Annotated in this window: 14 protein-coding genes and 1 riboswitch; of the genes, 3 read left to right on the forward strand and 11 right to left on the reverse strand. The window is 55.0% G+C overall.

Annotated features, from left to right (window positions below; genetic code table 11):
- Positions 1–21: 21 nt before the first annotated feature.
- The 7 genes from ACI1P1_RS19625 to ACI1P1_RS19655 all read right to left on the reverse strand — a co-directional run bounded on the left by ACI1P1_RS19625 (position 22) and on the right by ACI1P1_RS19655 (position 7,285).
- Entirely contained in the window at positions 22–975 is a 954-nt protein-coding gene (locus ACI1P1_RS19625) for a radical SAM protein (RefSeq protein ID WP_416218141.1), read from the reverse strand.
- Positions 976–1,162: 187 nt separating this feature from the next.
- Positions 1,163–2,134, reverse strand: coding sequence for a peptide-methionine (S)-S-oxide reductase MsrA (gene msrA / locus ACI1P1_RS19630; RefSeq protein WP_416218142.1), 972 nt, complete (start codon positions 2,132–2,134; stop codon positions 1,163–1,165).
- Positions 2,135–2,325: 191 nt separating this feature from the next.
- The gene (locus ACI1P1_RS19635) at positions 2,326–2,790 is read right to left on the reverse strand and encodes a chemotaxis protein CheX (RefSeq protein ID WP_416218143.1); all 465 of its coding nucleotides are present in this window, start codon (positions 2,788–2,790) and stop codon (positions 2,326–2,328) included.
- Positions 2,780–3,211, reverse strand: a complete 432-nt coding sequence (locus ACI1P1_RS19640) for a bacteriohemerythrin (RefSeq protein ID WP_416218144.1) — start codon at positions 3,209–3,211, stop codon at positions 2,780–2,782. The genes ACI1P1_RS19635 and ACI1P1_RS19640 overlap by 11 nt, the downstream gene beginning before the upstream one ends.
- Positions 3,212–3,320: 109 nt before the next feature.
- Positions 3,321–3,848: a PadR family transcriptional regulator gene (locus ACI1P1_RS19645; protein WP_416218145.1), complete on the reverse strand. Its 528-nt coding sequence runs from the start codon at positions 3,846–3,848 to the stop codon at positions 3,321–3,323.
- 131 nt (positions 3,849–3,979) lie between these two features.
- On the reverse strand, positions 3,980–5,917 hold the full coding sequence (locus tag ACI1P1_RS19650) for an oxidoreductase (protein ID WP_416218146.1): 1,938 nt from the start codon (positions 5,915–5,917) through the stop codon (positions 3,980–3,982).
- 315 nt (positions 5,918–6,232) lie between these two features.
- Positions 6,233–7,285, reverse strand: coding sequence for a Rieske 2Fe-2S domain-containing protein (locus tag ACI1P1_RS19655; protein ID WP_416218147.1), 1,053 nt, complete (start codon positions 7,283–7,285; stop codon positions 6,233–6,235).
- A 201-nt stretch (positions 7,286–7,486) separates the two neighbouring features.
- A riboswitch (purine riboswitch) is annotated at positions 7,487–7,589 on the forward strand.
- Positions 7,590–7,729: 140 nt separating this feature from the next.
- Between ACI1P1_RS19655 and ACI1P1_RS19660 the strand changes: the two genes are divergently transcribed.
- Both ACI1P1_RS19660 and ACI1P1_RS19665 read left to right on the forward strand, forming a co-directional pair.
- Complete coding sequence (locus tag ACI1P1_RS19660) at positions 7,730–8,290, forward strand: phosphoribosyltransferase (protein ID WP_416218148.1); 561 nt, start codon at positions 7,730–7,732, stop codon at positions 8,288–8,290.
- A gap of 98 nt (positions 8,291–8,388) precedes the next feature.
- Positions 8,389–9,915 carry an IMP dehydrogenase gene (locus ACI1P1_RS19665; protein ID WP_416218149.1) on the forward strand — a complete coding sequence of 509 codons (1,527 nt, stop codon included), beginning with the start codon at positions 8,389–8,391 and terminating at the stop codon, positions 9,913–9,915.
- Between the two features lie 396 nt (positions 9,916–10,311).
- Here ACI1P1_RS19665 and ACI1P1_RS19670 read toward each other — a convergent pair whose 3' ends face one another.
- The 4 genes from ACI1P1_RS19670 to ACI1P1_RS19685 form a co-directional block, all read right to left on the reverse strand.
- Complete coding sequence (locus ACI1P1_RS19670; RefSeq protein WP_416218150.1) at positions 10,312–11,067, reverse strand: hypothetical protein; 756 nt, start codon at positions 11,065–11,067, stop codon at positions 10,312–10,314.
- Positions 11,061–11,387: a hypothetical protein gene (locus tag ACI1P1_RS19675; RefSeq protein WP_416218151.1), complete on the reverse strand. Its 327-nt coding sequence runs from the start codon at positions 11,385–11,387 to the stop codon at positions 11,061–11,063. Before ACI1P1_RS19675 ends, ACI1P1_RS19670 begins: the two co-directional genes overlap by 7 nt.
- Positions 11,384–11,911 carry an RNA polymerase sigma factor gene (locus ACI1P1_RS19680; RefSeq protein WP_416218152.1) on the reverse strand — a complete coding sequence of 176 codons (528 nt, stop codon included), beginning with the start codon at positions 11,909–11,911 and terminating at the stop codon, positions 11,384–11,386. Before ACI1P1_RS19680 ends, ACI1P1_RS19675 begins: the two co-directional genes overlap by 4 nt.
- Positions 11,912–11,986: 75 nt before the next feature.
- The gene (locus ACI1P1_RS19685; RefSeq protein ID WP_416218153.1) at positions 11,987–12,868 is read right to left on the reverse strand and encodes a LysR family transcriptional regulator; all 882 of its coding nucleotides are present in this window, start codon (positions 12,866–12,868) and stop codon (positions 11,987–11,989) included.
- A 131-nt stretch (positions 12,869–12,999) separates the two neighbouring features.
- On the opposite strand from ACI1P1_RS19685, the gene ACI1P1_RS19690 reads away from it, so the two are divergent.
- The gene (locus tag ACI1P1_RS19690; protein WP_416218154.1) at positions 13,000–14,280 is read left to right on the forward strand and encodes an adenylosuccinate synthase; all 1,281 of its coding nucleotides are present in this window, start codon (positions 13,000–13,002) and stop codon (positions 14,278–14,280) included.
- Positions 14,281–14,282 lie beyond the last annotated feature (2 nt).

Raw genomic sequence — 14,282 nt, forward strand, 5'->3', positions numbered from 1 at the left:
GGCGTGTAGGCAACCCCCGCCCTAGGCCTTGCTTCCCCCCGGAAACATGGCTTCACGTGCCGGGCATGGCTCACGCTGCAGATAATCCTGTAAGGCAGGAGGCATACTGCTGAAAATATCCGCCAGTTTGGTGCCCTTATAGATGTTGCCGATCACTACCGGATAACATAGCTCCGAAATTAGGATATCCCCGTTCCCGTGGAGATGGAGCTGGGTTTTGCCTTCGATACATTGGGTAATAAATACTCCCGGCTGCTCACGGATGCCCAGCTCTTCGGCGAAACGGTCCATACAGGTTAAAAACAGTACCGAATCCTCCCGTTTGGCGGCGATGAGCTCATCCACCGCCCGCTTCAATTGCTCCCGTGCCGCTATAGCCTTCCATCCCGTATGATTCATGACAATGCTGTTCTGGATTTCATGAGTGCGGACCCCCAGATCATAGACCATGGCGCTGATATCCGTCAGACAATGCTGGGTCTCCTCAAATAACAGCGTCTCCAACACTGTATCCACCTTAGTCTGTGCAAACAGGCGGATGTTCTCCAGAATCCGGTTGTAAACAGCCGGAGGCAGCTTATAATACCTGGAAAACCCCTCAGCTGTCGTAAAGTTAAAGCTGATATGAATGGTGGTCAGCCCCGCCTGCACCAATTCCTCCACCTTGGCTTCATTCAACAAACTGGCATTGGAATTCAACTGGGTTTGAATCCCCCGTGAAGCACAGTAGGACACAACCTCCACACAATCCTTGTATTTCATGGTGACCTCACCACCGGATAAACGCACCCGCTTCAGTCCCGGCAGCTCCTCCAGTATCCGGATTACCTCTTGGCCATCCACGCTTTCTCCGTCATTGCGCTGATACGCGCAGCAATAATCGCACTTGAAGTTGCAGGATGAGGTCAACCCCACCTCCAGCCCTTCCAGCGTATAAAGTTCAGGTTTTACCAGTTCAAGCGACTTGTAAGCCATGGATCTTGGTTCCTCCTTACCGATCTTGCCCGGTTGTTCCGCCCCACCACAAGCGTCGGTTGATGCGGACAGCGGACCCGTAAATTATAAACTGTCCGCTCTATTCAAAGTGTGATATATGTTACACCCGCCAGCACACCCCAAAAACCCCCGGCCATTATGACCAGGGGTTCGAAGTGTACTTCTTTTATTCACCAAACAGCTTGCGGAGCTCGCCATACCCTTCCTGCTCCAGATCCTTCTTGGGGATAAACCGGAGAGCGGCGGAATTGATGCAATAGCGCAGTCCCCCCTTCTCCTCCGGACCATCGTCAAACAGATGGCCCAGATGGGAATCCGCTTCACTGCTGCGGACCTCGGTACGGATCATAAAATGGCTGAAGTCCGACTTCTCCTTCACCGCATGTTCGGCCAACGGCTTCGTAAAGCTGGGCCAGCCGCAGCCGGAATCAAATTTGTCCAATGAGCTGAACAAGGGCTCACCCGAAACAATATCCACATAGATGCCCTCTTCCTTATGGTCGAAAAATTCATTGCGGAAAGGCGGCTCCGTTGCGTTATTTTGGGTTACCTCATACTGTATCGGCGTCAAGTGGCTTGTGTCATGGGTTTTGCGGGACCAATGCTGTTCAATAAACGCCTCCCGGCCGGACCCGATCCGGTAACGCTTGTAATGCATCGGATTTTTCTTGTGGTAGTCCTGGTGATACTCCTCCGCCGGATAGAACGGCTGGGCAGGCTCAATGGGGACCACAATGGGCTTATCGAATCGTCCGCTTTCTGCAAGCTTGCGCTTGGACTCCTCGGCAATCTTCCTTTGCTCATCGGAATGGTAAAAAATCGCTGTGCGGTAGGAGTCACCCCGGTCATGAAACTGACCGCCCGGGTCGGTGGGATCTATTTGCTGCCAGAACAGCTCCACCAGCTTGGCATAAGGGAAACGTGCCGGATCAAACTCGATCTGCACCGCCTCCGTATGTCCAGTGGTATGGGTGCACACTTCCTCATAGGTAGGATTGGGCTTATGTCCGCCCGTATAACCGGAAACCACCCGAAGGATTCCCGGGAGCTCATCAAAAGGCTTCACCATACACCAGAAGCATCCCCCGGCAAAGGTAGCCAGCTCCTTCTGTACATCCAATCCGTCTTGTTGATCCATGGTACGGTCCACTCCTCTCCCAAGTGCTATTGCTAGAGCCGCGGCACTGGACCGCGCTTCCAGTCTATTATACCACTTGGCCCGGCAGCTAATCATGCGAAACGGATTCATCCTAAGAGCGTGTTTGCAAACATGCGCGAAGGGCAAACAAAAAAGCCAGCTTCCCAAGGAAACCAGCGGAGGATCGGGCGTTATGCCCCTTTTTTGCGCAAATCCACTTCTACCCGGAGAGGACCGATGATCGTCTCCAGGGGCAGGGAAATCACTTTATCGGAAGGACGCTCCGCCACTTCCTCGATCAGCTCGAGAGTAGGCGGGAGAATGTCGCAGGTATAATTGCTTTCGAACAAGCTGGTCATGGCGTTGCCGCTGATGATATTGACGATTTCGCTAAGGGCGGAGGCGACAAAATCATCCACAACCTCCATTTCCATGCCGGACATGATCCGTACCATCTCCAGCGTCATACTTTCGGGAAAATTATATTGGATGGTGCCTTCCAGATCGCCAACAATGCCGATGCTGACACAGGCTTTTTTATTGGCCAGACCGTCCAGCTTCAGCTGGTCCGCTCCGCGCTGAACCTCCAGGTCCAGCATCAGCCGGAACACTTCCCGGGTTGCCACATAGAAGGGATTCGCAAGCTCAGGATTCATACGCGGGATCCCCTTTCAGGCGTTCCAGATAGTCGGCGATCTTCTGGTCGGAAGCGGCCACATGATTAATCAGCCATGCCAGCAGCTTACCGGCGAACTTCTGGACCAACGGCTCCTGATAACCCTGCTCCTCAAACAGTCTGACGAATTCCGCCACATCAGCTGTAAATTGGGCATGCAGCTTGCAGTGGCCGGCGCAATCCGGGTAACAAACCTCCCGCTGATACTGCTCCTCATCACGGAAATGCTGTACCACGTACAGCTTCATAAACTCCAGGGTTTCCTTAACCTTCTCCACCTTGGTGTCCCAATCGTCCTTGGAGCGGAGTACCAGCAAAAAGCTTTCAACACGCTTAAATAATTCTAGGTGCTGTTCATCGATCAGTTCCACACCGATCTTGTATTTTTCTTTCCACATCATCGAACCCGAACAGCTCCTTTCACACGATGGTTATCCATCCACCGTCATACTACAATAATTATATGACAGATTTCAGCATCATTCTATTTTAATTTTCATTAAATCTACATCATTTTTTATGCAAAAAACGTTCCTTCAGCTTCAGGAAAAACCCCTGCTCCGCCTGCATCTGCAGCCGCGAATATTCGTGCATGATAGGGGACATGGGCAAAAACCGGTTATCCTCCAGACTGTGGACCAAACCATCCAGATGAGTCAAATTTTCCTCGATAAACCGGAGACGTCCAGTAATCACCTGCTCCCGGGTTTCCGGCTCCAGCAGATCAAAAAACGCCAGCCGGTTAAAGATTTCGTCCTGATTCCGGGCATATTCCGGGGGAAATTCATTAAGCAGGCTGTGGAAAATTTCCTTCCCCATTTCTGTGATGGAGTAGATATGCCGGTTGGGCCGGTTCTCCTGCAGCTCCAATTGTTTGGTGATGGCTCCCATTTCCTCGAACCGCTTGAGGGTGGGATACAAATAATTATTATTAATGGTATTGGATTTGCCCAATAGAAAAGCCACATTTTTCTTGATCTCGTAGCCATGCTTGGGGCTATGCATCAACTGGGACAAAATGAGAATATCGATATACATGTGGGTTCCCGCTTCCTGTATCCGGTTCGCCTCCGGGCTTTTACTTCCCAGTATACAAAATCCGCCATCGAAGCAAAAGAGGCTGCCCGGCAGGAGCAACCTCCCTAACAGGCAGCCTGCAACCCGATCCGTTAAATCAGCTGAGCCACTTCCGCTCCTTCATAAATCGCCTCCAGCGCCTTGCGGGGCTTCAGGGCATCACCAATCACATGGTATGGAATGCCCGAAGCCTGTACGACCGCCGCCAGCTCATTCCGGGACTTGGATCCGGTAGCCAGTACAACAGTGTCAATATGCTCAAGCGTAAACTCCGCGCCTTCCTTCTCCAGCGTGATTTCCCCTTCCCCGACAGACACACAGCGGGTGTTCACGTAGACAGGAATTTCATGCCGGGCAATAAAATCAAGCGCAAAAATCTTGCGGGTATGCACCAGCTCCTTGGCCACCTCATCCTGCATCTCTACGATGACCACCTCCTTGCCCTGGGACACCAGCAGCTCCGCCACCTCAATGCCCACCAGACCGCCTCCGATAATGGCCGTGCGGCAGCCTGGGGCCGCCTCCTTACGCAGGACAGCGTGGGCGGTTACCACATGCCCGCTTTCCACTCCGGGAATGTTGGGCACGAAGGGCTCCGAACCGGTTGCGATGATGATCTCATCCGGACGAAGAGCTTCGATGAGGCTTTGCGTAACAGGTGTACGGAGACGTACCTCCACCCCGCTCCGCACCACAGTCCGGCCCATCTGGAGGGCAGATTCCGCCATTTCCCCCTTGGAGGGGGATTGCCCTGCCAGGAACAGCTGTCCGCCCAAAGCGCCGGAGCTTTCACACAGCACCACCTGATGCCCCCGGTTTTGCAGATGGAGGGCAGCGGTCATCCCTGCTGCGCCTCCCCCTGCAACCAGCACCTTCTTGGGGGTTTGCGCCGGCTTGTCATCGAAGCGGTCCTCCCGTCCTGTAACCGGATTGCGTAAGCATACCGGCCCGTTATGTCCGGCAAGCTCCCGGTCGGGACGCTGTCCGCCGACGCAGGATTGGTTGCAGCCGATACACTTGATGATTTCATCCACACGTCCCTGTTCCGCCTTGATGCAAAATTCAGGATCTGCGATGAGGGTACGTCCCAAGGCTACGAAATCTGCTTGACCTTCGGCGATGATTCGTTCCGCCACTGCGGGATCGTTAATCCGCCCCACCACCATAACGGGGATCTGGAGCAGCTTTTTGAGCCGGGCCGTATAGCCCGCGTTAAATCCCGGAGCCACCTCCAAGGGGGCAATGGTTTTGTGAACAGTCTCAAACAGACCGCTGGTCACGTGCAGAACATCGGCTCCGGCCGCCTCCAGGATCGGGGCGATCTCCATAATATCTTCGGGTACCAGTCCGCCTGATACAAATTCCTCGATGGTCAGCCGGTAGGAAACGGGGAAATCTGCGCCTGCGTGCCGTTTGATGCTCTGGATGACCTCTGTGCAGAAGCGTGTTCTCTTCACCAAGTCGCCGCCGTATTCATCCTCCCGCTTGTTGCTGTAAGGACTCATGAACTGATTCAACAGGTACCCGCTGGCGCCGTGCAGCTCCACCATATCGAAGCCGGCCTGTTTGGCCCGAAGTGCAGCGGCTCCGAAAGCTTCTACAATTTCCTGGATGACCGCATGGTCCATTTCTACGGGCATTTCCCGGTAAGCCACATTGGGAATAGCAGAGGGAGCGATCAACGGCAACCCGGTAATTTGGCTGGAGGTCTGGCGCCCTGCATGCCACAGCTGAGTACTTATTTTGCCTCCTGCAGCGTGAACAGCATCAGTAAGCTGCTTCATGCCGGGAATAAAACGGTCCTCGTAGATGGAAGGGATAGACGGATTCCGTGTGGTGGGATGTACGGCTGTATATTCGATGGTATTCATGCCGACGCCGCCCTTGGCCCGAGCCACATGGTACCGGATGAATTCCTCTGTAATCATCTCATTGTCCGCCATACCGGAGCCCATAGGGGCAAGCACAAAACGGTTTTTCAATGTCAGCTGTCCGATTGCACCCGGTGTAAATGCATGTTTGAACTCCATGATCTATTCCTCCATATTTATGTTATTTGTACCTAGGTATTTTTAACCTATGTTTATATTACCGCAATTTCACCTCCAAGAAAGTGATAATTTTCACAAGCTTGGTTGTTAAATTGGTTTTGCTTCTGTATTGGCTGGTGGGCAGGGCTTGTGGTTGATAGGCGGGGCTGGTGGGCGGGGCTGGTGGTTGGTGAACGGTAGAAACCATCCCACAAGGTGGGATCAGCACTGCTCCATAAGCATCTATCCGGACAAAAAAGGCCGCCCGGAACTGCAAGCGGCATACGGATATATGGATAGGAGTCGCTTCTTGCCTTACGAGGTATAGTTGCGGCCCAACCCCAGCTCGGACAGCAGCTGGCGATAGGCGATAGAGGTGCGGTCAGCAGGAATGTGGACCTCCTCCAGCAGATCCAGGGGCAGGTCCTCCGGCTTCTGGGCTTCCACCATCGCCCGGTCCTCCGAAAATACCTGGAGGTTAAAGCGGATAGCATCCTCCACCGGCGCATCCTTATCGAAATTGCGGGCAATGGGACAGAACAGCCGGGTATACCGGGCGGAGACGGGAGAGGCGCAGTTCAGGATCATGAGCTTGCCCTCATGGGGAAAATGGACCGTTAGCGAAGCGGCGAAGGGCGGAAATACCCGGAAGGCACGAAGCCACAGGAACCCCTCCGGAACAGGAATGTTCTGTCCTTTTCCGTAATTGCTGACGGTGCTGACGTAATCGGCAAACAGCTCCGTCCCTTCCCTTCTCACCTTATACTGCGGCACCTCGGTATTATTGGGGTCCCCGAAGCTCTCCGTATGCACATAAGCGAAATGGGACACATCCAGAAACCCTTCCATTTGGCGTCCAGCCGAACCGGCGATATCGAAGCTTGGGGGTAAAATTCGAATAAAATCCGGATCCTCCCAGCCCGGGAAGTCCGGCAGCCGGGGCTCCTCCCCTCCCGCCAAACAGGTCCAGATCAGACCGTACCGCTCCACCGCCGGGTACATGGCCAGCTTCAGCCTGGGGGAAATTTTGCTGTTGGGGTGTGCAGGCACCGATGTGCAGGCGCCTTCGCAATTATATTTGAAGCCATGGTACGGGCATACAATTTCTCCGTTCTCCATCCAGCCCTTGCTCAGCGGGGCACCGCGGTGGAAGCACAGATCCCGGGCCACCACAGCCTTGCCGGCGCTGCTGCGGTATACGACTAAACTTACATCCAGCAGCTTGGCGGCTACAGGAGCGTCCTTCACCTCGTCGGCGATAGCAACAGGATACCAATAGCGGGCAAGCACCCGCCAATCATTCTCAGTAAAGGTACACTCCCGGGGAAGAGGCAGCACAGCATTTACATCAGGCTCCATCACGCTCATCTTCATCACTCCGTCCTCGGATTAGGAGATGTCAGTTTATATAACGTATTAATTGAAATTAATGATAAACCGACCCAATCCCGCTGTCAATACGAAGCTGAGCCCACTTTTCGGAGAATAAACATACCATGCATATATCTATTGACATTGATTTTCAAGGATGTTAGGATACTAAAAAAGAAATTTGTGTGACGAAACCTAACATATAGTTGTCTCCATTCTTGTATAAGCCCGTTAATGTGGAACGGGCGTTTCTACAGGCAACCGTAAATTGCCCCAGGCTACAGGAGGAGTGTAACCGGACAAATCTGTTTGCCCGTTGCGGCGGCAGAAGGCCCGTTCTTTTTCCCCCAAAAAAAGAGACGGCTCCCTCCGGTTGTCCTTCTCCTGCGCCTCGGGGCTCATTGGCATCCATCTATATATTTTTTGAAGGAGTGAAGCAGTATGAGTCAAATGCCCGCAAGACTGTCGCATTCCATACACGCTGCCAAAACGGTGCAAATCCAAAAGGACAGCGCCACGGTTTATCCGTTCAAGCTGTATGCCTTCGGGGAGCGGGGCACCTATCTGGAGCCGGAGCTGATGCTGGAGCTGACCGACCATCTGGCAGCCGGTATAGAGGCGGATTTCCCCGCCTTCGATTACATCGTATCGCCGGAGCCAGGCGGACATACCTGGGGGATGCTGGCCGCCTGCAAGCTGCATAAGCCCGTCAATATCCTGCGGCTGAGTACGGAATTGTATGAGGATTTCCAGATTTGCATTCGCCGGGAAACCGCTTATAATGAAAATTTTATTTGCTTCGACGGCTTCAAGGAAGGGGACCGGGTGCTTCTGGTAGATGATGTCATCAGCTCCGGCGCCACCATCCGGTGTATCGCCGCCCAATTGAAGCTGATGGGAGTAACCCTGGTGGGTGTTCAGGCCATTCTGGCCAAAGGCGCCCATTACCTGAAGCTGGAGCAGGATCTGGGGGTTCCAGTGCACTGTCTGGGACATGTGTAAGGAATCCCCCAACCCCGAAACCCGTAACCCCAAAAGTGATGTGATGCTCCGAAGCGGACTCCAAGTGCTTTTGGGGCCATTTTATAGGAGGTGAAGCTATGGCTTTTTATTATGATCAGCCGTCCAGAACCTTTAGCGAATATCTGCTGATACCCAATTTGACCACCAAAGCCTGCATTCCCGACAATGTGCAGCTGCGCACCCCGATAACCCGCTTCCGCAAAGGGGAAATCCCCTTCCTGCAGATGAATCTGCCCATGACCTCCGCTATTATGCAGTCCGTGTCCGATCATAATCTGGCCATTGCGCTGGCCGGCTGCGGCGGGATTTCCTTTATCTACGGGTCCCAGTCTATTGCCGAGCAGGCCGACATGATCAGCAAGGTAAAGAAGTACAAAGCCGGTTTTGTGGACAGCGATTCCAATCTTACTCCTCAGCATACCCTGGGAGATGTGCTGCGGCTGAAGGCAAGAACCGGGCATTCCACCATTGCCATTACGGAAAACGGCCAATCCAACGGAAAGCTGATGGGTATCGTCACCAGCCGGGACTACCGGGAAAACCAGATGTCGGAGAGCGAGCCGATTGCCGGATTTATGACCCCCCGCCAGTCCTTAGTGGTGGCTATGGAAGGAGTGTCGCTGGCCGAGGCCAATGAAACCATCTGGCAGCACAAGCTCAATTGCCTGCCCGTGATCGACAAGGAAGACCGGCTCTTGCACCTGGTATTCCGCAAGGACCACGACAGTCTGAAGGAGCATCCTCTGGAGCTTCATGACAGCAACAAGCAGCTGATCGTCGGGGCAGGCATCAACACCCGGGATTACAAGGAGCGGGTCCCTGCGCTGATCGAAGCAGGAGCGGATATATTCTGCATCGATTCCTCCGACGGTTATTCGGAATGGCAGGCGGAAACCATCCGTTATCTGAAAGCTACCTTCGGTGAACGGGTCAAGGTAGGGGCGGGGAACGTGGTGGATCGGGAGGGATTTCTTTATCTGGCGGAGGCCGGAGCGGATTTTATTAAGGTGGGAATCGGCGGCGGCTCCATCTGCATCACCCGGGAGCAAAAGGGCATCGGCAGAGGCCAGGCTACATCCGTTATTGAGGTAGCAGCGGCGCGGCAGGAGTATCTTGACAAAACGGGGATCTATGTGCCCGTGTGCTCCGACGGCGGGATTGTGCATGACTACCACATTGTGCTGGCTTTGGCTATGGGTGCGGATTTTGTGATGCTGGGCCGGTATTTTGCCCGGTTCGACGAAAGCCCGGGACGGAAGGTGCTCATTGGCGGCAGCTTCGTGAAGGAATATTGGGGCGAAGGCTCCAGCCGGGCCCGCAACTGGCACCGCTACGATCACCACAGTGAAACCAAAGCCGGGAAGCTGGAGTTTGAGGAGGGGGTGGACTCCTTCATTCCGTATGCCGGACGGCTGAAGGATAACCTTGACATTACCGTAAGCAAAATCAAATCCACCATGTGCAACTGCGGTGCCCTGACCATCCCGGAGCTCCAGCAGAAGGCGCGGCTCACTACGGTTTCCTCCACAACCATCGTGGAAGGCGGGGCCCATGATGTCATTCAGAAGGAGCGGAGCAGCCAGGGTATGGCGCAGGGACGGTAGGTGCAATCTCTCCCTCCTCCCGCGCAGTGAAGGCATAGGCAAAAAGCGGCATCCGGCATGCATATCTGCCAAAAGCCGCTTTTTATGTTGAAGCCGGGATCCCGGCTCCGTCGGGAAGTTCTAACGGACCTCAGAGACGCTATTTCCGCAAAAATGCTCCTTCGGAAATTCTAACGGCGTCCACAGACGCTACTTTCGCAAAAAGGCCTGCCCGTAGCCCCTTTCCGCTATAATAAGGGCTCCTGCTTCCGTTAGAATTTCGTGAACCTCGTTTTGGGGCAAATAGCGGCGCTCACGTCCGTTAGAATCCAAAGTGGGGACACCCGAGGGTTTAGCAGCGTGCATTGCAGCTTTTTACGTCCACATTCTTGCGCCTTGCACCCGACAGCAGTCCCCCTACTGCTCCCACTTCATTTCAAATTTGCCCTTAGCCTTCTCGGCATAAATCCGGAGCGTCAGCTTCGCATCTGCGGGGAAATCGCTGACATCCCAGGTATAAGGAGAATCCTGACCATTCAGATCATTCAGCATGATCCGCTTCTCCTCACCGGTTTCCTTGGCAGTTAATACAGCCTCAGCGGTTCCCGACTCAATATACGCAGTGACCCTCACTATCCGGGAGCCCTCCGGCTTCAGCTTGATGGAGCGGGACTTTTCCCCGTCCAAATACCAGAAGGACAGCTTCCACCTGTTGGGCATTGAGGTTTGTGCTTGGCCGATGGCGATATTCCGTTGGGTGAAGGTTTCTGGAGAAGCTGCGAACTGGCTTAAGAAAATACCGATAACCACCATGAAACCCAGTACGATCAAACCAAGTCCGGCAAACAGGATTCCCCTCCCCCGGCCCCGCTCAGCAGGCACAAAAACCGTTTCCCCCAAGCGCGTCCCGCAGCTGGAGCAATAAGCTTTATCCGGCTCTGTGAGGCTGCTGCAAACGGGACAAGAGATTTTCCGGTGTTTGCGTCCCACCAGGAAGTATAATAGAAAACCCAGCAGGTTAGGCATCAGCAATACAATAATGGTCCACAGTCCCGCTTCCAGTCCGCGTCTCTTCGCATCCCGGTACGTCCACACTCCAAAACAGGCCATAGCTCCCCCGAACAACAGAAAGGCAGCCACCATCATTCCGATAAACAAGGGCATATTCAGCATTCCTCTACCTCCTTTTTCCATCTTTTCCGGGCGACGCCCCACAGCACACATCCGCTTAAGGAGCATACAGCGCAGGCCGCCGCAGCCAAAAACGCTGCCATCGAACCAGGTAGTAACACTTGAATAACCGCTGCCGCAGCAGCCGTCTGCAGCGTACCGGCTAGAGCCGGCACCCACCAGTACAAGGGCCAGCGGCGATTTTCCCTCCGCAGCTCCCTATTGAGCGCAGCCTGCACCGGCGGAGGCACTTCCATGGCTTCATCTCCCAGAGCGGAAAACAGCAGGGAATCCAGCTCCTCATCCGTCATCGGCTTCTTCATATGGAATATCCCTCCAGTTCGGATTTCAATTGCTGCCTAGCCTGATAAAGCCGGGTTTTCACTGTGCCTTGGGGCAGATGCAGAGCATCGGCAACCTCCCGGACCGACAGACCGCCCATATAAAATAGCAGTACCGGCATCCGCAGCACGTCAGGAAGCTTGCGGACGGATTCCTGAACCTCCCGCCGCAGCATGGCGTCCTCCACCAGCTGCTCCGTGCTTCCCGTATCCGGAGCCTGCTCCACCCGGTCCGGCTCCGGGTCCACCGGCGCAATCCGGTGCCGCCTGGCCCGCTTGACCTGTTCGTCCCGCCAAAGCCTGGCGGCAATTGCCATCAGGAAACCTGCCGGATTGTTGCCCTCCTCTACCCGCCCAGGCATATCCAGCACCCGAAGAAAGGTTTGCTGGTACAAATCGTCGGCATCTGCCCGGGACGGGGCAAGCCTCCGGCAAAACGCATACAGCCTGCTGCCCCAGCGCCGGGCCAGTGCCTCCACGTCCCTTGCGCGCTCATCGCTGTGCAAGCCTCTCACATCCTCTCACCTATATATCCGCGCGTGAATGGATTTGGTTTTGGTAAAAATAAAAATTCCGCCGGATTACCACGGCAGCAACCCAACAAATGCCTTAGCGGCGGCGGACAACGGCACTCCCCGGAGAGCGGCAATGCCCATCTGGCGCTCCGGCAAAGCCGGATGCACGTGAATCTCCACCAGGTGACCGGACGCCAGCTCCTCCGCCACGGCAATCCGCGGCACGAAGGCAAGACCGAACCCCCGCAAAGCAAACTGGACCAGCAAATCAACACTGCCCAGCTCAAACTCAGGAGAAAATGTGACGCCGCAGGAGGCAGCAAAACGGTCCAGGTAGCTGCGTGTATTCGCACCGGGCTCCAGCATCAGGAGGGGCTGCTTCACCAGCTCCTCCACGGCAAGCCCCTGGCGGGCCAACCCGGCGCTCTTTTGACTGCCGACAAGACATTCCTCCAGCAAAGCGCTTTGGCGGATTTCCACCTGCTTGTCCCCCGCGGGCAAACTGACCAGTCCGAAGTCGATTTTTCCATCCTTCAACAGCTGTATAGTTTCTGGCGTAGTCCGGTTGGTCACGCGGATGCGGATATCCGGATATTGGCGGTGGAACTGCTCCAGATACGGCAGCAGATAATATTTGCACAGCGTATCACTGGCGCCGATGTTGATTTCACCTCTGCTTAGGCCATGCATCTCCCCCAGCGCCTTTTCCGCCACATCCATCAGCCCGAAAGCCTGCTCCAGATAGCGGAAAAGCACACTGCCCTCTGCCGTAAGCGTCACTCCCCGGGATGTCCGGAAAAATAGCTGTCCCCCCAACTTGGCCTCCAGCTGCTTCAAGGTTTGGCTGACCGCAGGCTGGGTGATGTAGAGCCGTTCGGCAGCTTTGGACAGGCTCCCGGTTTGGGCCGTCCAATAAAATACCCGGTACCATTCCAGATTGATTTCCATAACTATTACCTCACCTTATATCTGGTATTATAAATATTCATTTTTCTAATAGCTCCGCCATTATTATAATAAAGAGGTCAATGTAAAACAATCTGGGGTGTGCGTATACACCCTAAAGGAGGCGCATCGGAATGGCAGTAACCGCGGTAGTGGGAGCCAATTGGGGAGATGAGGGGAAAGGGAAGATCATCGACGCTTTGGCTGCGGAATCGGATTATGTGGTCAGGTTTCAGGGAGGCAGCAATGCGGGCCATACGGTCATCAACGGCTACGGGAAGTTTGCACTGCATCTTTTGCCGTCGGGAGTATTTCATCCGGCTGTGGGCAATGTGATCGGGCCGGGGGTGGCCCTTGACGTGGAGGTGCTGCAGGCGGAGCTTCAGATGCTGGCAGAACGTGGTGTACCGGCACCGAAGCTCCATATTTCCGACCGGGCTCAAATTGTGCTGCCTGTCCACCGCCTGTTGGATGGGTTGGAGGAGGAGCGGTTGGGCAGTAAGAGCTTCGGCTCCACCCGCAGAGGAATCGCCCCTTTCTATGCGGATAAATATTTGAAGCTGGGCATTCAGACGGCGGAGCTGGCTGATGGCCGCGCACTCCAAGGCCGGCTCCAGCAGCTGCTGGACCAGAAAAACGTACTGCTGGCCCATTTATATGGCCAACAGCCCATTGATCCGGCCGCCTGGGCGGAGGGACTGGCAGAGCAGGGGCAATGGCTCGCTCCTTATCTCTGCGATACGACGGAGCTGCTGCGCAAGGCCTGGTCCGGCGGCGCAAATATTCTTCTGGAGGGACAACTGGGTGCATTGCGGGACCCGGATCACGGGATTTATCCCTTTTCCACCTCCTCGTCCACTCTTGCCGGTTATGCCCCGGTGGGCGCTGGTTTGCCCCCTTATGCCATCAGCAGCGTCACCGCCGTCATCAAGGCCTATTCCAGTTGTGTGGGTGCTGGTCCCTTCGTCGGCGAGCTGCTTGGCAGCGAAGGAGATGAGCTGCGCCGCCGGGGCGGAGATGCCGGGGAATACGGCGCCACCACCGGACGCCCGCGGCGTATGGGCTGGTTCGACGCAGTTGCCACCAGGTACGGCTGCATGATCCAGGGTGCTACCCAAACCGCGCTGACCAACCTGGATGTGCTCGGTTATCTGGACGAAATCCCCGTCTGCACCGCCTACAAGCTGGCAACCGGAGAGATCACAGAGCAATTCCCCGCAACGGCGCGGCTGGCAGGCGCAGAGCCTATCATGCAGAACCTTCCCGGCTGGAAATGCGACATTTCTACTGTGAAAGAGTACGCAGATCTGCCAGAGGAAGCCAAGCAATACGTCGATTTCGTGGAAAAGTCCACAGGCGTCCCCGTTTCCATGGTATCTGTAGGACCCCGCCGGGAGCAGCTTATCCATAGGTAAAT

It is taken from the genome of Paenibacillus mesotrionivorans (assembly GCF_046098205.1).
GTDB lineage: Bacteria > Bacillota > Bacilli > Paenibacillales > NBRC-103111 > Paenibacillus_AR > Paenibacillus_AR mesotrionivorans.

Bases quoted from the DNA above. Each gene is read 5' to 3' on its own strand.
- ACI1P1_RS19625 (WP_416218141.1), bottom strand. From the start codon at position 975: ATGGCTTACAAGTCGCTTGAACTGGTAAAACCTGAACTTTATACGCTG.
- ACI1P1_RS19650 (WP_416218146.1), bottom strand. From the start codon at position 5,917: ATGGAGTTCAAACATGCATTTACACCGGGTGCAATCGGACAGCTGACA.
- ACI1P1_RS19665 (WP_416218149.1), top strand. From the start codon at position 8,389: ATGGCTTTTTATTATGATCAGCCGTCCAGAACCTTTAGCGAATATCTG.
- ACI1P1_RS19670 (WP_416218150.1), bottom strand. From the start codon at position 11,067: ATGCTGAATATGCCCTTGTTTATCGGAATGATGGTGGCTGCCTTTCTG.
- ACI1P1_RS19640 (WP_416218144.1), bottom strand. From the start codon at position 3,211: ATGATGTGGAAAGAAAAATACAAGATCGGTGTGGAACTGATCGATGAA.
- ACI1P1_RS19690 (WP_416218154.1), top strand. From the start codon at position 13,000: ATGGCAGTAACCGCGGTAGTGGGAGCCAATTGGGGAGATGAGGGGAAA.
- msrA (WP_416218142.1), bottom strand. From the start codon at position 2,134: ATGGATCAACAAGACGGATTGGATGTACAGAAGGAGCTGGCTACCTTT.
- ACI1P1_RS19635 (WP_416218143.1), bottom strand. From the start codon at position 2,790: ATGAATCCTGAGCTTGCGAATCCCTTCTATGTGGCAACCCGGGAAGTG.
- ACI1P1_RS19675 (WP_416218151.1), bottom strand. From the start codon at position 11,387: ATGAAGAAGCCGATGACGGATGAGGAGCTGGATTCCCTGCTGTTTTCC.
- ACI1P1_RS19660 (WP_416218148.1), top strand. From the start codon at position 7,730: ATGAGTCAAATGCCCGCAAGACTGTCGCATTCCATACACGCTGCCAAA.
- ACI1P1_RS19655 (WP_416218147.1), bottom strand. From the start codon at position 7,285: ATGAGCGTGATGGAGCCTGATGTAAATGCTGTGCTGCCTCTTCCCCGG.
- ACI1P1_RS19685 (WP_416218153.1), bottom strand. From the start codon at position 12,868: ATGGAAATCAATCTGGAATGGTACCGGGTATTTTATTGGACGGCCCAA.
- ACI1P1_RS19645 (WP_416218145.1), bottom strand. From the start codon at position 3,848: ATGTATATCGATATTCTCATTTTGTCCCAGTTGATGCATAGCCCCAAG.